Origin of the sequence: Sorangium sp. So ce590, from assembly GCF_051521365.1 — a bacterium.
In the GTDB taxonomy this organism is placed as follows: domain Bacteria; phylum Myxococcota_A; class Polyangia; order Polyangiales; family Polyangiaceae; genus Sorangium.
In genome coordinates this window covers 1,299,725-1,321,661 of the sequence record NZ_CP150346.1, presented here as the reverse complement: position 1 = coordinate 1,321,661, position 21,937 = coordinate 1,299,725, and the positions used below count along the sequence as shown (strand labels likewise).

At 71.1% G+C, this 21,937-nt stretch carries 16 protein-coding genes; 12 read left to right on the top strand and 4 right to left on the bottom strand.

The window, feature by feature from the left end; all coding sequences use genetic code 11:
* Positions 1 to 137: 137 nt before the first annotated feature.
* Together WMF28_RS04825 and WMF28_RS04820 are read left to right on the top strand one after the other, a co-directional pair.
* Positions 138 to 2,537 (top strand): D-alanine--D-alanine ligase family protein, encoded by a 2,400-nt coding sequence (locus WMF28_RS04825; protein WP_437600858.1) that lies wholly within the window; start codon positions 138 to 140, stop codon positions 2,535 to 2,537.
* Entirely contained in the window at positions 2,534 to 3,736 is a 1,203-nt protein-coding gene (locus tag WMF28_RS04820) for a P1 family peptidase (protein ID WP_437600857.1), read from the top strand. Before WMF28_RS04825 ends, WMF28_RS04820 begins: the two co-directional genes overlap by 4 nt.
* A gap of 24 nt (positions 3,737 to 3,760) precedes the next feature.
* Here WMF28_RS04820 and WMF28_RS04815 read toward each other — a convergent pair whose 3' ends face one another.
* Together WMF28_RS04815 and WMF28_RS04810 are read right to left on the bottom strand one after the other, a co-directional pair.
* Complete coding sequence (locus WMF28_RS04815) at positions 3,761 to 4,138, bottom strand: STAS/SEC14 domain-containing protein (protein ID WP_437600856.1); 378 nt, start codon at positions 4,136 to 4,138, stop codon at positions 3,761 to 3,763.
* Positions 4,139 to 4,350: 212 nt separating this feature from the next.
* The gene (locus WMF28_RS04810) at positions 4,351 to 5,562 is read right to left on the bottom strand and encodes a glycosyltransferase (RefSeq protein ID WP_437600855.1); all 1,212 of its coding nucleotides are present in this window, start codon (positions 5,560 to 5,562) and stop codon (positions 4,351 to 4,353) included.
* A 265-nt stretch (positions 5,563 to 5,827) separates the two neighbouring features.
* Between WMF28_RS04810 and WMF28_RS04805 the strand changes: the two genes are divergently transcribed.
* The 5 genes from WMF28_RS04805 to WMF28_RS04785 all read left to right on the top strand — a co-directional run bounded on the left by WMF28_RS04805 (position 5,828) and on the right by WMF28_RS04785 (position 13,024).
* Entirely contained in the window at positions 5,828 to 6,916 is a 1,089-nt protein-coding gene (locus WMF28_RS04805; RefSeq protein WP_437600854.1) for a Gfo/Idh/MocA family protein, read from the top strand.
* Positions 6,913 to 7,923 carry an NAD-dependent epimerase/dehydratase family protein gene (locus tag WMF28_RS04800; protein ID WP_437600853.1) on the top strand — a complete coding sequence of 337 codons (1,011 nt, stop codon included), beginning with the start codon at positions 6,913 to 6,915 and terminating at the stop codon, positions 7,921 to 7,923. Before WMF28_RS04805 ends, WMF28_RS04800 begins: the two co-directional genes overlap by 4 nt.
* A complete protein-coding gene (locus WMF28_RS04795) occupies positions 7,920 to 10,406 on the top strand; it encodes a hypothetical protein (RefSeq protein ID WP_437600852.1) in 2,487 nt (828 codons plus the stop codon). Before WMF28_RS04800 ends, WMF28_RS04795 begins: the two co-directional genes overlap by 4 nt.
* Before the next feature lie 138 nt (positions 10,407 to 10,544).
* The gene (locus WMF28_RS04790; RefSeq protein ID WP_437600851.1) at positions 10,545 to 11,510 is read left to right on the top strand and encodes a hypothetical protein; all 966 of its coding nucleotides are present in this window, start codon (positions 10,545 to 10,547) and stop codon (positions 11,508 to 11,510) included.
* Positions 11,511 to 11,647: 137 nt separating this feature from the next.
* Positions 11,648 to 13,024, top strand: coding sequence for an O-antigen ligase family protein (locus WMF28_RS04785; protein WP_437600850.1), 1,377 nt, complete (start codon positions 11,648 to 11,650; stop codon positions 13,022 to 13,024).
* Positions 13,025 to 13,118: 94 nt separating this feature from the next.
* Here WMF28_RS04785 and WMF28_RS04780 read toward each other — a convergent pair whose 3' ends face one another.
* Positions 13,119 to 13,850, bottom strand: a complete 732-nt coding sequence (locus WMF28_RS04780; protein ID WP_437600849.1) for a sugar transferase — start codon at positions 13,848 to 13,850, stop codon at positions 13,119 to 13,121.
* A gap of 65 nt (positions 13,851 to 13,915) precedes the next feature.
* Here WMF28_RS04780 and WMF28_RS04775 point away from each other — a divergent pair, with 65 nt between their 5' ends.
* The 5 genes from WMF28_RS04775 to WMF28_RS04755 all read left to right on the top strand — a co-directional run bounded on the left by WMF28_RS04775 (position 13,916) and on the right by WMF28_RS04755 (position 20,001).
* A complete protein-coding gene (locus WMF28_RS04775) occupies positions 13,916 to 14,503 on the top strand; it encodes an ATP-binding protein (RefSeq protein WP_437600848.1) in 588 nt (195 codons plus the stop codon).
* On the top strand, positions 14,500 to 14,799 hold the full coding sequence (locus tag WMF28_RS04770; protein ID WP_437487014.1) for an STAS domain-containing protein: 300 nt from the start codon (positions 14,500 to 14,502) through the stop codon (positions 14,797 to 14,799). The genes WMF28_RS04775 and WMF28_RS04770 overlap by 4 nt, the downstream gene beginning before the upstream one ends.
* Before the next feature lie 418 nt (positions 14,800 to 15,217).
* Complete coding sequence (locus tag WMF28_RS04765; protein WP_437600847.1) at positions 15,218 to 16,660, top strand: GumC family protein; 1,443 nt, start codon at positions 15,218 to 15,220, stop codon at positions 16,658 to 16,660.
* The gene (locus tag WMF28_RS04760) at positions 16,653 to 18,512 is read left to right on the top strand and encodes a CpsD/CapB family tyrosine-protein kinase (RefSeq protein ID WP_437600845.1); all 1,860 of its coding nucleotides are present in this window, start codon (positions 16,653 to 16,655) and stop codon (positions 18,510 to 18,512) included. The genes WMF28_RS04765 and WMF28_RS04760 overlap by 8 nt, the downstream gene beginning before the upstream one ends.
* Positions 18,513 to 18,600: 88 nt before the next feature.
* On the top strand, positions 18,601 to 20,001 hold the full coding sequence (locus WMF28_RS04755) for a hypothetical protein (protein ID WP_437600844.1): 1,401 nt from the start codon (positions 18,601 to 18,603) through the stop codon (positions 19,999 to 20,001).
* A gap of 12 nt (positions 20,002 to 20,013) precedes the next feature.
* Here WMF28_RS04755 and WMF28_RS04750 read toward each other — a convergent pair whose 3' ends face one another.
* A complete protein-coding gene (locus WMF28_RS04750) occupies positions 20,014 to 21,708 on the bottom strand; it encodes a SpoIIE family protein phosphatase (protein WP_437600843.1) in 1,695 nt (564 codons plus the stop codon).
* Between the last annotated feature and the right edge of the window lie 229 nt (positions 21,709 to 21,937).

The window sequence follows — 21,937 nt, the reverse complement described above, 5'->3', positions numbered from 1 at the left end:
GCCAGTCCCACCGTACGCCGCCAGGCATCCCCGTTTTTTCCCCCGCAAATCAGGCGCGCTCACCGTAATCTCACACGCGCATGCGCCTCCGACAGAGCACAGGAGGCGCGGTCCGGACGAGCGGCACAGGAGAGACCATGCGTATCGCGGTCACGCACAACCTGAAGATCACGGGGTCCGCCGAGGAAGCAGAGTTCGATAGCCCGGAGACGATCGCCGCCATCGCCGGCGCGCTCGAGCGGGCCGGGCACGAGGTGGAGCGGATCGAGGTCAGCGGGCCGGCCTCCCGGGTCCTCGCGCGGCTCGAGGCGGTCCAGCCGGACCTCATCTTCAACACGGCCGAGGGCCACAAGGGCAAGACGCGCGAGGCGTTCTATCCGTCGCTCTTCGACGAGCTCGGCATCCCGTACACCGGCTCCGACGCCTACACGCTGAACGTCGCGCTCGACAAGTCGCTCACGAAGCGCGTCCTCGCGAGCTACGGCGTCACGACCCCGCGCGCCCGCCTCGTCAACCGGACCACCCTGGAGAGCGGCGCGCTCGACGACATGAGCTTCCCGGTCATCGTGAAGCCGAATTTCGAGGGCTCCTCGAAGGGGATCTCCCGGGAGTGGAGCGTCTGCGAGGACGCGTACCACCTCGCCGAGGTGGTCGAGCGGCAGCTCGCGCGCTTCGAGGCGGGGCTGCTCGTCGAGCACTACATCGCCGGCGTCGACGTCGCGTGCTCCTTCGTCGACGGCCTCAAGGAGGCGAGCGGCGCGCGACCGAACGGCGCGGGCGTCCCCGAGGGGGTCCTCACGCCCATCGAGTTCGTGATCGATCCCCAGGTGCCGGGCAGCTACAACGTGTACGACTTCAACCTGAAGCACGCGAGGCCCGAGCACGTGACGCGCCGGCCCGCGCAGCTGCCCGCGCCCGTCATCGAGCGCATCCGGTCGCTCACCGCGCGCATCGTGCGCGCGCTCGACCTCAAGGACCACGCGCGCTGCGAGTTCCGGGTCACCCCGTCGTCGGTGCGCGGCCAGGGCCACGACGTGCACTTCCTCGAGGTCGACGGGCTGCCCACGCTCCAGCCGGGCGCGAGCGTCTTCGTGGCCGCGGCCCAGCGCGGCGTCGACTTCGACGGCGTGATCCGGGCCATCGTGAGGAGCGCCTGCAAGCGGCGGGGGCTCTTGCCGCTCCTGGAGAGCAACCCGCCGCGCCGGGCGAAGCGGACCGCGCTCCGCGTCGGCTTCACCTACAACATGAAGCGGGGCGAGCCGGCCGCGGCCGACGGGGGCGCTGGCAAGGCGGGCGCCGGCGCCGCGTCCGACTCCGAGGCCGAGTTCGACTCGCCGCGGACCATCCAGGCGATCGCGAGCGCCATCGAGAGCTACGGCCACACCGTGGTCCCGCTCGAGGCGACCCCGGATCTGCCGCGCGCGCTCGCCGCTTCCGGGGTCGACGTGGTCTTCAACATCGCCGAGGGGCTCCGCGGCCGCGGCCGGGAGGCGCAGGTGCCGGCGCTCTGCGAGCTGCTCGGCATCCCCTACAGCGGCTCGGACGCGACGACGCTCTCGCTGGCGCTCGACAAGGGGCTGACGAAGCAGATCCTGCGGGCCGCCGGCATCGAGACGGCCGAGTGGCAGGTGGTCACGACCGGGCGCGAGAAGCTGAAGCCGTTCCGCTATCCGGTGATCGTGAAGCCCAACGCCGAGGGGACCTCGAAGGGGATCACCTCCTCGTCCGTGGTCAAGGACGAGGCCGCCGCGCGCGCCGCGGCGAGGCAGCTCGTCGATCGCTACCACCAGCCGGCCCTCATCGAGGAGTACGTCACGGGGCGCGAGTTCACCGTGGGCCTGCTCGGGGAGCGGCGGACGAAGGTGCTGCCGCCGATGGAGGTCGTCTTCGTCGACCCGCCCTCCTATCCGGTCTACGGCTACGAGGAGAAGCAGGCGGACACGCCGCGGGTGCGCTTCGATTGCCCCGCGCAGCTCACGCCGTCCGAGCTCCGCCGCATCGAGAAGGTCGTGCGCGACACGTTCGCGGCCCTCGGCTGCCGCGACGTGGCGCGGGTCGACCTGCGCATGACAAAGGACGGCAGGGTGTACGTCATCGAGATCAACCCGCTGCCCGGCCTGACCCCCGACTTCAGCGATCTCTGCGTGATCGCGAGGGTGGCGGGGATGGATTACCGCACGCTGATCGGCGAGATCATGGCCGGCTGCCTCAAGCGCCACCGAGAGGCCCGCGCCGCGGCGCCGCAGTCCGCCCTCGCCGCCGCGGCTCCTGCCGCCGCCGCCGCCCTCGCCGCCGCGGCCCCTCCCGCCGCCGCCCCTGCCGCCGCCGCCCCTGCCGCCGCCGCCCCTTCCGCCGCCGCCCTTCCCGCCGCGGTCTCCGCCGGCGCGGGGGGCGCCTCACCGGCGGCCGAGCCCGGCCTGCTGGCCGCGCCCCAGCCGGCGCTCGCCGGGCCCGCGCCGCTCGCGGCGGAGCCCGCCCCCCTCTCCTCCACGGCGTCCACGGCCGCCGTCGCGGACCGCGAGGTCGCCGGCCCGTGAGCGCGCCCTCGGCCTCGATCAGGCGCCCTCGGCTGCGCGATCTCGGCGTCGCGATCGGTCGTTTTCCGACCGGTCCCGAGAACGCGATCACGGACGTCACCGGGGTCCGGGTCCACCACGTGACAAAGATCGAGGGCGAGGGCGAGCTCGTCCCGGGCATCGGCCCGGTGCGCACGGGCGTGACCGCGGTGATGCCCGCCGACGGCGACATCTTCCTGGATCGGGTGTTCACCGCCAGCTACGTGCTGAACGGCGCCGGCGAGGTGACCGGCCTCTCGCAGATCAACGAGTGGGGCCTCTGCGAGACGCCGATCCTGCTCTGCAGCACGCTCTGCGTCGGCCGCGTCCTCGACGCGAGCGTCGCGTGGCTCTCGCACCGTCATCCGAGGATCGGCCAGGAGGACGACGTCGTGATCCCTGTCGTCGCCGAGTGCGACGACAGCTTCCTCAACGACACGGTGGGGCGCCACGTGACGCAGGCCGACGTCGAGGAGGCGCTCGACAACGTCCGGGGTGGCCCTGTGGCCGAGGGGAGCGTCGGCGCTGGCACGGGCATGCAGACCTTCCACTTCGCGGGCGGGATCGGCACCTCGAGCCGCTCGGTCCCGGTCGGCGGGGTCGAGTCCACGGTCGGCGCGCTGGTGCTCTCGAACTTCGGCGATCGCGAGCTGCTCCGCGTCGACGGGGTCCCGGTGGGCCGGCTGATCAGCGACCGGTTCGCGCACATCCCGCGGCGGGGCCCGGCCGGCTCCATCATCGTGCTCGTCGCCACCGACGCCCCGCTCATCCACCGCCAGCTCGCGCGCCTGGCGCGGCGCGCCGCGCTCGCGATCGGCCGGACCGGCGGGTACGCGGCCAACAACTCCGGCGAGATCGTCCTCGCGTGGAGCACCGCGAACCGGGTGCCTCGCGTCGCCACCGAGCGATGGAGCGCCCCCCGGTCGAGCCGCTCGCTCAGCGTGCACCCCCTCGCGCCCGGACGGCACATGGCCGAGCTCGTCCTCGACACCGAGATCGACGGTCTCTACGAGGCCACCGTCGACGTGGTGGAAGAGGCGATCCTCAACGCCATGTGCGCCGGCGTCGACACGACCGGCCACAGCGGCCACCACGCCCCCGCCCTGCCGCTCGACGCCGTGGCCGAGATCCTGAAGCGGTACCGCCCGCCGCACCCGTGCGACCCGGCCCCCCTGTTCTAGCGCCGCGTCGCCCGCGCTCCGGCGTTATTCTGGATCCCCGTGGAGGAGCCACTCGTGGGCCGCGTCCTCGTCCCAGAAGCGGCGGAGGACCTTGTCCGTGCCGCTCTCGCGCGCCACGCGGTTGAGCTGGAGCGCGACGATGTCGCTCTCGATGATCTCGGCCACGCGCATCACCCCGAGCTCCAGGCCGAACTCCTGGACGGCGCGGATCTTCTCCGCCACATCGGGAGACATCGGCCGGAAGCCCCGGACATCGGCCTTGATCTTGATCTCCCGCCCCTGGAGGCCCTCGCACGCCTTCCTCAGCTCGCTGACGAAGTTCTGCATCTCTTCGAGGCGGACACGCCCCTCGAGGACGAAATCCACGATGGAGTGGATCCGGTCGACTTTGATCTCGAACACGTTGAGGGACCTCCTGCCAGTTCCCGAAGGGGCGGGATGGGGCCGCAGAATCATACCCCGGATCGCGCGGGGCGAGCCTCGGGATCGCCCCGCGCGCCGGAGAGCCCCCGAGGCCCCCCGGCGCGCGGCGCGCTCTCCGGAGGCTCACGCGCGCAGGGAGCGCGCCCGGAGCCGTGCCTGCCGGGCGCCTGCTCCCCGTCGCGCGCGGCCGTTCACGCCGCGCGCGCCTCGCCGACGGGCGACTTGCCCCGTCCGCGCCGCGCGGCGATCGCCTGCTCGTAGATGGCCTGGTACTGCGAGAGCAGCGTGGGCCATTGCCGCTCCTTCAGGATCCACTCCCGCGCGTTCTTGCCGACGCGATCGAGGCGCTCCGGGTCCTTGAGGGCCTCGACGCACCGCCTCGTGAGGTCGACGCTGTCGCCCGCCTTGAAGACGAACCCGGTCTCGCCATAGCGCACGAGCTCTCCCATCGCCGGCACGTCGCTGACCATCACGGGCCGGGCCATGGCCATCGCCTCGAGGGGCTTCAGCGGCGTCGTGAGCGCGGTCGTCCGGGTCCGGATGCGCGGATAAACGAGCAGGCTCGCCATCGCGTAGATGTTGAACACCTCGTCGTGCGGCACCCGCCCCGTGAACGTCACCTTCGACTCCACGCCTCGCTCGCGGGCAAACGCCTTGAGCTCCATCTCCTGGCCGCCGGCCCCCGTGATCACGACGTGCGCGTCCGGGACCTCCCGCGCGATGTCGCCGATCGACGCGATGAGCGTCTGGAGCCCCTCGTACGGCTGGAAGGTGCCGACATACCCGATGAGCCTCTTCCCGGCGAGCCCGAAGCGCTCCCAGGCGCCCGGCGGGGCCTCCCGCGGCGCGAACTTGTCCGCGTCGACGCCGTTGCCCACCACGTGGAGCGCGTCCGTGCTGCGCACCCGCGGCGCGACCGCGTTCTTCAGGCTCTCGCAGATCGTCACCGTCGCGTCAGCGTACCTGTACACCACCGTCTCGAGGCCGGCCGCGATCTTGTAGGGCACCGAGTCCTCGGCGAACTTGCCCCGGTCGACGGAGGCGTTCTCCCAGAGGTCGCGCACCTCGTAGACGAGCGGCAGCCCGAAGCGGCGCGCCGCCGCGAGCGCCGGCAGCCCGACAAGCATCGGCGAGTGCGCGTGCACGACGTCGGGCTGAAACTCCCGGATCGCGTCCTCGACGCGCGCCTCCAGCGCCCGCACGAGCGAGAGCTCGCGGAGGAGCGGCAGCTTCTTGCCGGAAGGCTCGCGCGTCCGCCAGTACGAGATGCCGCCGATCTCCTCCTTCAGCGCGTCCCCGGACCCCTGCTGCGCCGAGGTCACCACCGCCGGACGCATCCCGTGCTCGGCCTGATGCTTGACGATGTAGTCGCTGCGGATCGTGTACCCCGCAATGACAGGCAACGACGTATGAAGAACATGAAGCACGCGCACGAATCACCGCCCTTCTCTATGATGCGCCGCGCAGCCTACCCGAGGCCGTCGCGACCGTCACCAAGCTCGTCCACGCAGGAGCGCCGCGGCGGCGCGGCCCGCCCCGGCCCCTCGCTCCGGCGGCTCGCGGCGCGCGGCGAGGCGAGCCGCGGCGAGGCGAAGCGCCCGCGCGGCGAGGCGAGGCGCCCGAGAGCCTAGCTCTCGCCTGCCCCGTTGCGGTACGCTCCGCCGCCCCATGACCCTCAAAATCGCGATCGTCGGCTGCGGCAAGATCGCCGACGGCCACATAGAAGAGATCCAGAAGATGCCGGAGCGGGCTCGGGTCGTCGCCGTATGCGACCTAGAGCTCCTGATGGCCGAGCAGATCGCGGTGCGCTACGGCATCCCGAGCCACTACGACTCGTTCGACCGGATGCTCGACGTCGAGAAGCCCGATGTCGTCCACATCACCACGCCTCCGCAGTCGCACCTGTTCCTCGCGCGGCGGGCCATCGAGGCGGGCGCCCACGTCTACGTGGAGAAGCCGATTGCGCTCAACCTCTCGGACGTGCGGCGCCTCATCGAGCTCTGCACCGCGGCCGGGAAGAAGATGACCCTCGGCTGGGAGTACCAGTTTGATCCGCCGGCCATCGAGATGCGGAGGCTCATCGGCGACGGCGTGCTGGGCGACCCCGTCCACGTGGAGAGCTGCTTCGGCTACAACCTCTCCGGCCCCTTCGGCACGGCGCTCCTCGGCGACGGCACGCACTGGGTCCATCGCCTGCCGGGCAAGCTGTTCCACAACAACATCGATCACCTGCTGAACAAGATCGTCGAGTTCGTGGACGACGAGCAGCCGAAGGTCACCGCGACGGCCTACGCGCTCCGGGAGAAGCGGTATGGCGACGCGCGCGACGACATGCTCGACGAGCTCCGCGTCACGGTGCAGGGCGCGCGCGTCAGCGCCTACGGGACCTTCTCGTCGCACGCGCGGCCGCCCGGGCACTTCCTCCGCGTCTACGGCACGAAGAACACGCTCCACGTCGACTACACGAGCCGCACGGTCACGCTCGACGCGTCGCCGAAGCTCCCGAGCGCCATCGGGCGCGTCGTCCCGGCCTTCGATCAGGCCCTCTCGTACCTGCGCGAAGGGGGCAGGAACGTGGTGAGGTTCGCCCGCAGCGACTTCCACTTCTTCTCGGGGATGAACCGCCTGATCGCGCTCTTCTACGACAGCATCACGCGGGGCGCGGAGCTGCCCATCTCGTACCGGGACATGATCCGGGTCGCGTGGATGATGGATGAGATCTTCCGGCAGGTCCCGCAGGAGAAGGCGCGCACATGAAAGTCCTTGTCACCGGCTCGAACGGCTTCCTTGGGTCGGCCCTCGTCGACCGGCTGCTCGCCCACGGCGAGACCGACATCCGCTGCCTCGTCCGCCCCGCGAGCAACCGCGCGCGGCTCGAGGAGCTCGAGAAGCGCCACGGCGCCCCCCTCGACGTCGCGGTGGGCTCCCTCGCCACGAAGGAGGCCGCCGAGCGCGCGGTCGAGGGCGTGGACGTCGTCTACCACGTGGCCGCGGCCATGGGCGGCGCGCCCGCGGACATGTTCCTGAACACCGTGGTCGCCTCGAAGAACCTGCTCGAGGCGCTGGTCCACACGGGCCGATCGCCGCGCGTCATCCTCGTCAGCTCCTTCGGCGTCTACGGCGTGGCCGACCTCCCGCGCGGGTACATCGTCGACGAGAACACCCCGCTCGAGTCGCGCCCCGCGCAGCGCGACCTCTACTCGCAGGCGAAGCTCCGGCAGGAGAAGCTCTTCTGGGAGTACCAGGCGCGCTACGGCTTCCCGCTCACGGTGCTCCGCCCCGGCGTCATCTACGGCCCGGGCGGCAACGCCTTCTCCGGCCGCGTGGGGATGAGCCTGTTCGGCGTGTTCCTGCACCTCGGCGGGCGCAACCTCCTCCCGCTCTCGTACGTCGACAACTGCGCCGAGGCGATCGCCATCGCCGGCCGGAGCGAGGTCGCGAAGGGGCAGGTCTACAATGTCCACGACGACGACCTGCCCACGGCCGACGTCTACCTCGCCCGCTACAAGCGCGAGGTGAAGCCGATCCGCTCGCTCTCGGTGCCCTATGTCGCCCTCACCAGGATATCGAAGCTCGTCGAGCGCTATCACGCCTACTCGAAGGGGCAGCTCCCGGCCGTCTTCACGCCGTACAAGACCGCGACGTCCTGGAAGGGGAACCGGTTCGACAACACAAAGCTGAAGGCGCTCGGCTGGAAGCCGCTCGTCTCCACGGAGGAGGGCCTCCAGCGGGCGTTCGCCTACCTCCGGGACCGCGCGACATGACGCGGCGGGCGCCGCTCGCGTCGCTCGCCCTGGCGCTCGGCCTCGCGGGCCTGCTCGCCGGGTGCGACCGGCGGCAGACCCCGGGGCCCCCGGCGGTCCACAGCGGCGCCGACCCGCAGACGCAGGCCGGCGCCGCGGCGCTCGGGGTCGCGGCGCCGGGCGTCGCGGCGCCGCGCTTCGCGGGGCCGCCCGCGCCGGCGGCGGCGCCGGTCAAGGGGCACCCGCGGCTCTGGGTGCGCGCGGCCGACCTGCCGGGGCTCCGGGCGCGCGCCACGCCGGCGAACCCCATGTTCAAGGAGCTCGCCACCGTCACGGCCGAGGCCGTGGCCGCGATGGACAAGGGGAGCATCCCCTCCGAGGGCGACTGCGCCTTCAGCCGCGTCTACTGCGAGGCGCACGCCGAGCTGTTCGCCTTCATGTCGCTCGTCTCGAGCGACGAGGCGGCCCGCAACGACTACGCCGCTCGCGCGCGGAAGATCCTGCTTTACATCGTCGACCGCGTGAACAAGGGAGATCCGAAGGACCCCTTCAACCACAGATTCTCGACAGGCGACCGCGCCCGCTGGGCCGGCGAGTCGTTCGGCCTCACGGTCGACTGGATCTACGGGTACCTCTCGGCCCAGGACAAGGCGGCGATACGGCCCGTGTTCCTGCGCTGGGCGGAGGATCAGCTGAAGTCGTCGACGACGAGCCACGACCACCCCGAGCCGGTGGGCAAGCTGAACGACCCGGCGATGCTGAAGGAGCCGCGGAAGCGCAGGTACGCCGTGAACAACTACTTCACGTCGCACATGCGCAACCTCACGCTCCTGTCGCTCGCGTTCGACGAGGCCGACGATCCGCCGGATCCGAAGCACAGCGGCACCTACCCGCGGCTCAGGGACTACTTCGCCAACGTCACCGGGGCGTGGCTCTACATGACCGACCACATCCTCCGGAACGACGCGCGCGGCGGCGCGCCGCCGGAGGGCTTCCAGTACGGCCCCGCGACGCTCGCCTACGTGAGCCAGACGCTCCTCGCCATCCAGACGGCCGGCGAGGCCGATCCGGCGAAGTGGGGCCCGCAGGTGCACCTCGACGGCAACCCCTTCTGGCACGAGTTCATCCCGGCCCACGTCCACAGCCTGAGCCCCGCCGCGCCGGCGGGCCGGATCGGGCCGACCCACGAGGCCGCGTGGACGGGCGACGGCCAGCGCTACGAGTACACAGATCACATCGATCCGTTCGCGGCGCTCGGCCTCCACGCCCAGAACAGCGGCAACGCCGAGCGCCTCAACGCGCTCCGCTGGATGGCCGTCCACGCGAGCCCGGGCGGCGCCGCCGGCCTCGCGCGGCGCGCCCGCTCGCAGCTCGGCCAGGTCCACAAGCGCCACTCGATCCTGTACTTCCTGCTGCTCGACCCGGCGGTCACCCCGACCGATCCGCGCCCCTCCATCCCGCTCACGCACTACGGCCCCGGCCTCGGCCAGGTCTTCGCGAGGACGAGCTGGGGCCCCGAGGCGGCGTGGCTCCAGTTCCAGCTCGGCTGGGAGCACATCGATCACCAGCACGGGGACGGCCTCAGCTTCGGCTTCTACCGCGGCGGCGAGTGGCTCACGAAGGAGCGCATCGGGTACGGCGCCTTCTTCGGGAGCTCCGAGCAGCACAACACGCTCGCCGTCGAGAACGACCGGAACCGCCGCCACGACGACCCGAACCGCGGCTGGCTCTGGCGGAGCGGGTCCCAGTGGCCGCTCGTGCACACGAACGATCCCCGGGTGCTCGCGAAGAGCTTCGCGCAGGACCACGTCTACGTCCTCGGCGACGCGACCCCGCTCTACAACTCCGACTACGAGAACATCAACGACGTCACGCACGTCAGCCGCTCGCTCGTGTGGCTCAAGCCGGACCACCTCGTGATCTACGACCGCGCCGCGACGGGCAAGGAGGGGCGCTTCAAGCGGTTCTTCCTGCAGACGCCGAGCGCCGCGCTCGTCGCGGGGAAGCTCGCGACCGTCACGACGCCCAAGGGGCAGAAGCTCTTCGTGACCGCGCTGCTGCCGGAGAGCGCCGTCGTCGTGGCCGAGCCGTACAAGCCGACCGGCACCTGGGACACGAAGCCGGCCGAGTTCGAGCCGATGCTCGCGACCTTGCGGACCGAGCCGCCGGCCCCGATGCCGAAGGACGCCCGCTTCCTCCACGTGCTGGAGGGCGCGGCCGGCAACGCCGCGGCGACGCCGGCGACGCTCGTGCGCACGAAGCAGGGCACGCCGTTCGTGGGCGCGGCGGTGAAGGGCACCCTGGTCCTGTTCCCTGTCGATCTGGGCGCCGTGTCCCAGGTGCAGTTCACCTCGCTGCCCGGCGTGACGAAGCACCTCGTCACGGGGCTCGCCCCCGGCGCCTCGTACGACGTGATCCGGAAGCCCGCGGGCGGCGGGGACGAGATCACGATCCGTCCCGGCTCGGCCGCCAAGGCCGACGAGGGCGGCGTCCTCACCTTCTGAGCCGATCGCCCTGCCGCCCGCGGTGGACCTGGGTCGCCCCCGCGCTCGGGGGGCGAGGGGGACTCCCGGTCGGCTTGTCCTCGGCGCGGCGCCCTGCGATAATTTAGGTTCCTTGCCCGCCCCCTCCACGGAGATGTCATGAACAAGAAGCACCTCGTCTCAGCCGGCGCATTCCTCGTCGCGCTGGGCGCCCTGTTCATCCCTATCGAGGGCAAGGCCCCCGCCGCGACCGGCCCGATCGCGAAGGCCACCTCGCTCGATCTGTCGGGCTTCTCGAGCGCCCGGCCCGACACCCCGCTGGATCTCCTGTTCATCCATCACTCCTGCGGTGGCCAGCTGCTCACGGACCCGGGCGCCGAGAAGGAGAAGGCGTCGTGCGTCTACGAGGCGCACCCGAACGGGGGGGGCCTCAAGAAGAGGCTCACGGAGCACGGCTACCGCGTCCACGAGGCCTCCTACGGCAGCGAGATCGGCGAGAACACCGATCTCTTCGACTGGGCGCCCAAGTTCCGCGACAAGATGGACAAGGTGCTCCGGGTCGCGCTGAACGACCAGATGCACCCGGACGGCGTGGTGAACCGGATCGTCGTCTTCAAGTCCTGTTATCCCAACAACCGCTTCGTCGGCGAGGGCACCGCCCCCGGCAACCCGGCCGGCCCGGAGCTCACCGTCTGGAACGCCAAGGCCACGCTGGCCTCGCTCTTGCCCGACCTCGCGAAGCGGAAGGACACGCTGTTCGTCTACGTCACCGCCCCCGCCAACGTCCTCAAGCGCTCGAAGGAGCCCGCGTGGAAGTGGACCGCGAAGCAGATCCTCGGCAAGCCGTCCGAGGCCGAGGTCGCGCAGCGGCAGGCCGACCTCGCCCGCTCGTTCAACAACTGGGTCAAGTCGCCCGACGGCTGGCTCAGCGGCTATGCGGAGAAGAACGTCGTTGTCTTCGACTACTACGACGTGCTCACGAACAAGGGCGAGTCCAACTTCTCCCTGTTCGGCTCGGAGGGGAACACCGACAACCACCCCTCGCGCGAGGGCAACGAGAGGACCGCGGACGAGCTCGTGCCGTTCCTGAACCAGGCCGTGCGCCGCATGGGCCTCAGCACGTAGATCCAGATTGAGATCGAGATCGAGAGGGCGGCGACCGATGTCGCCGGGAGGAGCGAGCGCAAGTTGCTTGACGCAGGCCGCGATTCTCCGGAACGTCCCCCTTCACCCGAACCGCGTCTTCGCTGAGGACCCTCGTCATGCTCGCGCTCCCCGGGGTCATTCTTCTCATCATCTTCATCTACGGCAGGCCCCAGGAATGGGACGAGCGCTTCGAGAGCCTGCCGTTCCTGTACCTCTGGTTCGCCCTCTCCTTCATGGGCATGGGCCTCGACCTCGCCCTGGGCAAGGTCCGGCTGAAGGCGACGCCGCAGCTCCGGTGGGCCATCGTCGTCTACGTCTGGTGCGTGATCACGCTCGGCCTGCGGAACCCCGGCGATTTCTCCGCGAACTTCGTCGCGATCAGCGTGACGTTCGTACTCTTCTTCCTGATCGGGCACAGCCCCGACGGCTTCAAGGGCTTCCAGAAGCTCGCGACGACGGTGCTCGTGATGGGCCTCTTCGTCGCGGGCGTCGCGGTGCACCAGGGGTTCTCGTCGTTTCAGTGCCTCGCGATGACCCAGACCATCGGCGGCTCGCGCGGAGAGGCCGGCATCCCCGACGGCCGGTCCTGCGAGAGGCGCGTGGACTGCCGCGAGGCGCCGGGCGCCGATCCCGAGGCCGAGTACCTGTGCGAGCGCGTCGGCCTCTTCAAGACGTCGACGATCAACGGCCGCGTGCGCTGGCGCGGCGTGCTCCAGGATCCGAACGAGCTCGCGCTCACGTCGGGCATCGTGCTGCCGTTCAGCTTCGCCCTGTTCGAGCAGAAGCGCTCGTTCATGCGAGCGCTCCTGGTCCTCGCCTCGCTGCTCGTGATCGCGACCGCGATCATCCTCACGCAGTCGCGGGGCGGCCAGCTCGTCTTCGCGACGGTGCTGGGCGTCTACTTCGTCAAGAAGTACGGCCTCCGCGGCGCGGTCTTCGGCGCGGTCTTCGCGGCGCCGCTCATGCTCCTCGGCGGCCGCGGCGGCGGCGAGGCGGACGAGTCGGCGAACGAGCGCACCGAGATCCTCTCCGAGGGCCTCCTGATCTACCGGATGTTCCCGCTGATCGGCGCGGGCTACCGCCAGTTCACGGAGCACCACTGGCTCACGGCGCACAACGCGTACCTTCTCGCGCTCTCGGAGCTCGGCCCGCTCGGGATGTTCGCGTGGACGGCGATGATCTATCTCACGCTGAAGATCTCGCTGGTCGCGCTCAAGCGGTACGAGCACGGCGCCCAGTTCGCGATGATCCGCGCCTGGTCCATGGCGATCATGGCCGGGTTCTGCGGGATGATGGTCGGGATCTTCTTCCTCTCGTTCACCTACCACTACGTGCTCTGGATCTACTTCGGCCTCGCGGGGGCGCTGTATTGCGCCATCAGGAGCGTCGACCCGAACTTCTCGATCCGGCTCGAGAAGCGCGACGCGTACCGGCTCATCCTGGCCGACGTCGTCGTGATGCTCGTGATCTTCGCGCTCAGCAGGAGGGGCTAGCTCCGTGCGCCCGAAATCCCGCCGGGGATCGCTGGCGCGCGGAGCTTTGGCGGCCGCGGCGCAGGCGCCGGGGTGCGGGGCGCGCGGCGCCTGCTCAGCGCCCGAGGCCGAGGACCATCACGAGCGGCGTCTTCAGGATGATCGAGAGCTCCATCTGCAGGAACGTCGAGAGCTTCTCGAGCGAGGCGGCGTACGCGAGGTCGAAGAGCAGCTTCATCCGCATGTCGTCGGCCTCGGCCCCCTCCGCCTCCTCGAGGCCGAACGGGTTCGTCAGCGTCGCCTCGAAGGCGGCGACCTCGCTCTCCGCCGGGGCGCGGCCGGTGTAGCCCAGCGACACCTGCGCGAGCCCCGTGATGCCCGGCTTGATGTCGCGCATCCGCTCCTCGAAGAAGGGAATGGCGAGCGCCAGGTTGACAAGCAGCTCCGGCCGCTCGGGGCGCGGCCCCACGATGCTCATGTCGCCCATGAGCACACTCCAGAACTGCGGGAGCTCGTCGAGGCGCGTCTTGCGCAGGAAGCGGCCGACGCGCGTGATGCGGGGGTCGTCCTGCTGGGCGAGCACGGGCCCGGTCATCTTCTCGGCATCCACGCGCATGGAACGGAACTTGCGCATATGGAACTCGACGAACCGCGGGTAGCTGACGCCATCCCGCACCTCCGTGCCGATGAGCATCCCGGCGCGGCGCTGCAAATAGAAGATCGGCCCGGGCGACTCGAGGTAGATGGCCGCGCCGATGAAGGGGTAGAGCGGGAGGGTCAGCGTGAGACCCACGAGCGAGCCCGCGAGGTCGATCGCACGTTTCGCTACACGAACGCCAGGTGTCACTGTTTACCTTGTGGCTCCCATAGTCGAGAACGTGGTAGGGTACAAGCTCGGATGGAGGTTTGGGCGTGATCCGACTCCGCGTACCAGGTTCGTTGACCTATCGCCACCTCGCCCTCCGCGTGGTGGCGGCCGCATGCAAGATGGCCACGCCTGGGAGGGTCGAAGGCGGATCGCCCGGCATGACCCAGGAGGATTTCGAGGACCAGACGGTCTCGGCGTTCGGCGAGGCGTTCAACAACATCGCCATTCACGGATACCGCGATGGGCCACCGGGCGACGTCGACATCGAGATCGAATCCGGCGCGGACGGCATCATCATCCGCTTGATGGACACGGGTCGCAGCTTCGATCCCGCGGCCATCGACAACCCTCCCATCGACGACCTCCCCGAGTCCGGGATGGGGCTCTTCATCATCAAGTCGTTCATGGATGAGGTCGATTACTGTCCTGGCAGCCCGAATGTCCTCCGCCTGGTGAAGCGGCGGGAGGGCAGCTCATGCATCGCCGGCGACGACAGTGAAGGCAGCAGCGAACAAGAGCATTCCGATGCCGATTTCGCCGGGGCGACGGGGCATCGGACGAGCAGTTTTCGAATGCGGAGCGTCTCCCGCTTGGGCGCAGCCCGCGCCGCAGGGGGAATCAAAATCCAATGAGCTATACGCGGACCGATAACGGCAGTGAGACAGTTGTGCAGTTCGAGGGGACCCTCGACGCGGTGACCGCGCCGGAGTTCAGGACGTTGGTGGACGAGCTGGTGGCCGAGAGCCGGCAGAACATCACGCTCGAGCTCTCGTCGCTCCGGCTGATCGACAGCTCCGGCGTCGGCGTCATCGTCTCGCTGTTCAAGCGGGTACGAGCCAACGGCGGCCAGGTGCGCATCGTGGGGCTGCGGGATCAGCCGCGCGCCATCTTCCGCCTGCTGCGCCTCGATCGGGTGTTCCCCACGTGACGCTCGGAGGCGGCGCGCGCGCCGCCGGCCCGGCGATAGCGTCCGCGGCGGCGCGCCGCGACGGGAGCGCTCGGAGCGCTCGGCGCGCCGCTGCGACCGGGGCCGTGGCCACGCCGCTTCCTGCGTGCGCCGGGGGCGTGATGGGCGTGAGCTAGCACGCGGTGAGCACAGGCCGCGTGCAACAAGCTGGCGCTCGGGCGTCGCACGTCTACGATAGGCAGCCGTCTGCCGGACTGGGGTGCGCGTTCTCCGGGTCGGGCGGAGCAAGGGCAACGCAACCTTCGAGGAGCGCGGAATATGGACAAAGAAGATGAACCAGCAGACCTCCGGGCCTAACCCGCCCCAGGAGGCGCTCGGGGCGCTTCCCGTCGATGCAACGGCGCGACCTGGGGGCCCGCAGCCGCCCAGCATCAGCGCGATGATCAACCGGACCCTTGCGCACTGGTACGTGGCGGTGCTCGTGGCGCTCGCGGGGATCGGGTTCACGGTGCTCGTCGTGCAGTCGAGGAAGCCCGCGTACCGCTCCGAGACGGTGATCTTCTACCGGGAGGGTGTGAAGGCGACGTACCTCGGGCCCGACGGGCCCGACCCGCTCCGCACCCTCTCCGCGCGGCTGAAGGAGACGCTGCTCGCGCGCTCCAACCTCGAGAAGGTCGTGACCGAGTTCAACCTCTTCCCCGAGGTCCTCGAGAAGCGGGGCATGGTCGACGCGGTCGACCGGCTCCGCCTCAAGATCACCTTCAAGGCCCGCTCGACCGACACCTTCGCGATCTCGGCCGAAGGGCAGACGCGCGAGCAGGCGCAGGAGGTGACGCAGCGGCTCGCCGACATCCTCGTCGAGGAGACGACGCGCATGCGCAGGTCGCAGGCGAAGCTGACGAACGAGTTCCTCGACGCCGAGCTGAAGCGCGCCGAGCAGGACGTCGAGAAGGCCGAGACCGAGCTCGCGGCGTTCCTGGCCGAGCACCCCGAGTTCGCCGCCGAGCAGAACACGGCGGGCGGCGCGCAGGCCGGCGCCGCCGTCCGCGAGCGGGAGCGCCGCTCCACCACCACCGACCCGACGCTGGAGGCCCTCGAGCGGCAGGTGCCCCGCCTGCGCAGCCGGCTCACCGGCAAGCCGGAGCAGGCGGCGCAGAGCGCCACGGGGCTGCCCTCCCCCGCGCTCGTCCGGCAGAAGGAGCAGGCGGAGCAAGAGCTCGCGACCGCGCGGCGGGATCTGGGCGACAAGCAGTCGCGCTTCACCGAGCAGCACCCCGATGTCCGGGCCGCGGTCGCCCGCGTGAACAACGCCGAGGCGGCGCTGCGGCGCGCCGAGGCGGCGCTCCTCGTGCCGCCCCCGCCGGAGCCCGTGATGGAGGTCCCCGCGACCGACGAGGCCGAGAAGGCCAAGATCAGGGCCCAGCTCGCCAAGATCGAGCGGGAGATCGCGGCGCGCAGGGGCGCGAAGATCGGGACCGCGGCCGACGCGAGCGAGACGGCGAAGGCGATCATCAACACCGAGACCGACTGGTCGCGGCTCAGCCGCGAGAAGGCGCGGGCGCAGCAGCGGCTCGCCGATCTCGAGGGCAAGTCGTTCCGCGCGGAGATGGCGGCGAGCTCGGAGCAGGGCGGCTACTCGGCGCAGATCGAGGTGCTCGACCCGGCGTACAGGCCGAGCGCTCCATCGAGCCCGTCGCGGCTGATCCTCGCCGTCGCGGGGCTCTTCGCGTCCGTCGCGGCCGGGATCGCCGCCGCAGCAGCGCGTGGCATCGTGCTCGACGATCGGGTTTACGACATGGAAGATATCGATCGAATGGCGCTCGCTCCGGTGCTCGTCGTCGTGCCGGCCGCCGCGCGCGGGTCCCGGGGGCGCCGTGGCTGAAGCAGGCGGAGCTGAGCCGGGAAAGCCGCCGCCGGTCGCTTCCTTGGAGCGGGCGCTCGATCAGGTCTGCGACTTCCTGAGTCGCGCGGAGCAGACCGCGCGGGTCCGCGCGCTCGTCATCGAGGCGCGCCGGCTCCGCAACGTGGTCGGCAACTGGCGCTCGATCGCGCCGGATCCGGACGTGCGCGAGGAGATGATCGCCCGCGTCCTGCGCCTCGCGAACGACGCCGAGGACCTGGTCGCGGCGGAGCGCCCGAGCTCCAGCCACGAGGACCCGAACGCCGCGTTCGACTCGCCGACCATCCGCCAGGACCTGCCGCACATGGGGCACCAGCCGCCGCACGGGATGGGGCTGCGCATCGGCCCCGCGCCGATGGCGGGGGGCCATCCCGGCATGCAGCCGCCGATCAAGGGGCCGCCGCAGACCGCGGCGATGTTCCTGGCGGGGCTGTCCGGGGAGCAGCGCGGCGCGCCCCAGGGCCACCCGGCGATGCACGGCGCGCCTGCGCCGGCGCTGCCGCCCGGCCCCGAGCGGCACTTCGCGGGCCCGGTGGTGACGCGCGTCGTGGACCTGAGCGCCACGCTGAGCAGCCCCGGGCTCGTGTCCAGCGGCCCGGGAGCGGCGAGCTCATCGGCGCTGCCGGGGCCGATCGAGCGGGTCGGTGCGCCGCCGGCGCGCGACGTGGGCGTCCGCAACGCGGCGGGGCCTCCTGCGGGCGCGGCGCCGCCGCTGGAGCGCTCGTTCAGCGCGACCTTCCGCTCGCCGCCGTCGCTCGTCTTCGATCGCGTGGTGCCGCCCGCGGCGCACGAGGTGACGGTGCGCGAGGTGCCGCCGCCGCCGCGGCAGCAGCAACAGCAGCCGCCGCCCGAGAGGCCGCTCGAGCGCTCGGGCACCGCCGCGTTCTCCTCGCCGCCGTCGCTCATGTTCAACCGCGTGGTGTCGACCCCGGCGCAGCAGGCCGTGGACGCGAAGCTGCAGTCGCTGGACCCGACGTTCGAGGAGCCGCCGTCGCTGCACATCGAGCACATGCGCTCGCTGCCCGGCGTGCCGGAGAGCGCCGGGCTGCTCCCGGCGGAGTCCCTGGGCGGCCCGGGCGAGGTCACCGTCCGCCCGCTGCCGCTGCCGGACGCCGTGGATGCGAACATCGTGATGATCCACGCGCCGTACTCGCCTCAGGCCGACGCCTACCGGACGCTCCGGCGCAAGCTGCCGTCGGGCTCCGGGACCACGATCGCCGTGACGAGCGCCGGGCCGGGCGAGGGCAAGACGTCGTGCGCCATCAACCTCGCGCTCGCCCTCCGCGAGACCGTCCGCGGGAAGATCCTCCTCGTCGAGGCGAACATCCGCAAGCCCGGCATCGCGAAGGCGCTGCGGTTCGAGCCCCCGAGCTGTTTCACGGAGCAGCTCCAGCGGCACGCCTCCGACCGGTTCGCCCCCTGGGTCGTCGTCGACCAGGCGGCGCCGGCGCCCGCCGTGGCGCCCGGCGACGACGGCATCGACGTGTCGGACCGGAGCGCGGCGCCGATGGGCGGCAGGTCGCCCGACCCGAGGCTCTCCGTCCAGACGCCCGTCCACATCCTGGCCGTCGATCCGCGCACCGAGCGGCCGCCGATCCTCGACTCGGTGGCGTTCTCGACCGCGATCGAGAGCCTCAAGCGCGCGGGCTACTCATACATCGTCATCGACACACCGCCCGTGCTCGGCAGCATGGACATGAACGTGATCGGCGACTCGGTGGACGGCGTCCTTCTGACGTCGCTGGTCAAGAAGTCGACCCGCAAGGCGATCCGCCAGGCCATCGACCAGCTCCGACCGGCGCCCATCCTCGGTGTCGTCCTGCTCGACGCCTGAGCGCTCGGCGCACGGCCGGCGACTTCCCTGCCCGAAAGGTCGGGGAGGCGTAGCCGCGCGCCGGCTCCATGGTTACCTTGCGACCCTCATGCGCTCCGGACGAGGTATTGCGGTCGCGGCCTTCGGTTGCGCGATCCTCACCCACGACGACGCCCGAGCGCAGGAGGCGTATCTCCAGGGCGTCTTCACCGGGTCGATCGGCATCACCGACAACGTGAGCTCGGCGGCGGAGCCTCCGGCCGGGCCCGGCCCCGACGCCGACGGCTTCGGGACCGCGAGCCCCGGCCTGATCTTCACCTACACGACGCCGCGGACCGCGCAGACGCTGTCCTACACGTTCTCGACGAGCTTCTTCTTCCTGCACTCGGAGGCGAGCTCGTACTCGAACATGGCCATGTGGTCCGGCCGCTTCGTCACCTCGCCGAGGACGTCGCTGACGCTCGGCGCGGCCGGGTCGCAGGGCCAGCTCAACACCTTCCAGCTGGAGCAGACGCCGGGGACCACGACGGTCCAGGGCACCGCGGGCGGGACGACGAACTTCGTGCAGGCGTCGTTCAACGAGGGCTTCTCGTTCCAGGCCTCGCCGGTCTGGGCGCTCGGGCAGGCGGCGACGTTCCTCGTCTACAACCCGCTCCAGGCTCGCCCGCAGCGCACGTACAGCGCGGCGAACACGCTGAGCGCGCAGCGCATCTTCCGCCACGACACCGCGGCCCTCGCGCTCTCGGTCGGCTACACCCATTTCGACAACGTCCCGGTGACTGACACCGATCCCACGACCGAGGACACGACAACGGCGCGCGACCAGCTCCTGACGACGCTCGTGGCGAGCTGGCAGCACGACCTCGGCCGCCGCTTCTCGAGCCAGCTCGACCTCGGCGGGGTCGTCGCGACGGACCTGACCGGCGGCGCCGACTCGCTCGTGCGGCCCGCGGGGCTCGCGGCGCTGCGCTACACGCACGATCGGGGCGAGGCCGAGCTCGCGTACGCCTACTCGGCCACGCCCAACGTCTTCCTGCAGCAGATCCAGCTCTCGCATCAGCTGACGCTCCGCGCCGCCGCGCCCCTCCGCCCTGCCTGGCACCTGTCCGTCGAGGGCTCGGCCGGCGGTCAGATCGCGCAAGCTCTCGAGGCGAACGCGGCCGGGGAGCTCGAGACGGGGCCGACCACGATCGCCGTGCTCACCGACGTCGCGCTGCTCTGGAGCCCTCCCATCGTCATCCCCGACTTCGCGCTCGCGCTCCGGTACCAGCACACGAACCAGCGCACCGCGGCGAGGACGGCGGAGCTCCCCGACACGCGCATCGTCCGGAACACGCTCCTCGTGTCCGTGTCGGGCGCGTTCCCGCGGCGGATGGAGCCGGGCTCGCGCATCTCGATGACCCAGCCCTTCGGCTCGGCCGGCCCCGCGGGCGCGCCGCGCCGGGAACCGACGCCGATCGAGCCGACCGAGGGCGCGGAGCCGTCGTCCGCCGGCGACGCCGCGCCCTGAGCGCGAGGGCGCTCAGGTGCGCCGCGCGAGGAGGAAGGCCCTGTCGTCCTCGGGCAGCTGATCGCCGCGGAACTCCTCGAGCATGTGCGTGAGCTTGTCGGCGATCGACGCGACCGGGCGGCCGGCGTTCGTGGCGCACAGCTTGGCGAAGCCGGTGCCGAGCGCGTGCAGGCCGAGCATCTGCTTGGACGAGTTGCGCAGCTCGGTGAGCCCGTCGGTGTACATCGCGAGCACCTCGCCCGGCGCGAGCACGCTCTGGTGCGCCTCCATGGGCACAAGGCCGATCCCGAGCGCCGGGTTGACGGCCGCCTGGAGGTGGCGCAGGCCGCCCTCCGCGGTCGCCACCAGCGCCGGCGGGTGCCCTGCGTTGACGCATTCCATGCGCCCCGTCGCCGGGTCGAGCGCGACGGCCACCATCGTCACGAACGACTGCTCGGGCAGGTACTCGCAGAGATAGGCGTTCAGCCGATCCATCATGCCCGTGATGCCGCGGCCCGCGTCGACCGTCGCCCGCACCATCGTGTGCACGCTCGACCCGATGAGCGCGGCCTGGAGCCCCTTGCCGCAGACGTCCGCCACCGCGAGCATCAGGCGGCCGTCCGGCATCGGGACGATGTCCACGTAGTCGCCGCCGACCCACCGGCACGGCTCGAAGCCGAGCGCCACGTCCAGCGCCTTGAACTCCAGCCGCTTCGGGACGAACGTCCGCTGGATCTGGTGCGCCATCTCGAGCTCGCGCTCGATCGCCGCGTGCGCCTGCGCGTGGCGCCGCGCCTCCCACGCCGACTCGGCCTGCTGATAGACCTCCGACGCGAGCGCGATGAGCCCGAGCCACTCGACGCTGCCGAAGTCGGGCGGCAGGGTCACGTAGAGCAGGTTCATCAGCTGCTCCTCGACGCGCAGCGGACAGGCGACGACCCAGAGCGCCATGACGTCGCGCGACATCGTGAGCTCGACCGTGGCGCTGTCGCTCACCAGGTTGCCGGCGAGCACCGGCTCGCGCGTGTCCTGCACGGCCGCGAGCACGCGGCGCGAGATGTACGGCGGGGCGACGGAGTCCTCGCGCCGGAGCGACTGGAACGGGCGGTGCGGCCCGGACAGGATCGTCAGCGCGCCGTTCTGCCGGAGCCGCAGCGCGAGCGCCATGCTGCCGTGGAAGTCCTCCCGGACCATCAGCTGGCAGAGCGCGTCGAACCGATCCGTGGCGTCCTCGATGCTGAGGAGCCGCCGCGACAGGTCCATCAGGGTGAACAGGTGCTTCGCCGCGATCCGCGGCGGGTCGAGCTCGCCGAGCTTGCGGATCGCGGTCGGTTTGTCCTCCTCGAAATGGAGTCCGCCCGGCTCGATCGGCACGCGGGGGGCGCGCGCCGTGAGCTGGAACTCGAGGACGTAGTCGCCGATCCCGATGCGATCCCCTGGCTTCAGCACCTTCTCGTTGACCCGCTCGTCGTTGACGAGCGTGCCGTTGGTGCTGCCGAGATCGCGGATCCACCACCGGCCGAACGGATCGCAGAAGAGCTCCGCGTGGCGCCGGGAGACCGTGTAGTGGTCGAGCGTGAGCTGCACGCCCGGCGCCCTGCCGATGACGATGTGAGACTCCGTCAGCGGCCGCCGGGTCGCCGGGAGATCGCCGAGCCGGATCTCCAGGTGGCCCTTCCAATCCGAGCTCGATGGCGCAGGGCCCAGGCTGTCATCTGCAGGCGACATCGTTCGACCTGGCCCGACCATGGGCGGCGGCGTGGACATGGACCGTCCTCGATGGGTACCGAACCGGCGCCCTGACATCAAGGGGATGCTCGCGATTTCGCGAGCGCGGCGAGATCCGCATCGGTAAGGCCGTGAGTCTCCCTGCGCCCTGAGCATCCCCGCGCCGCCCACAGCGCGGGCGTCGAGCGACCCATCGCGGTGCGGGACCACGAACGAGGCGATGACGCCG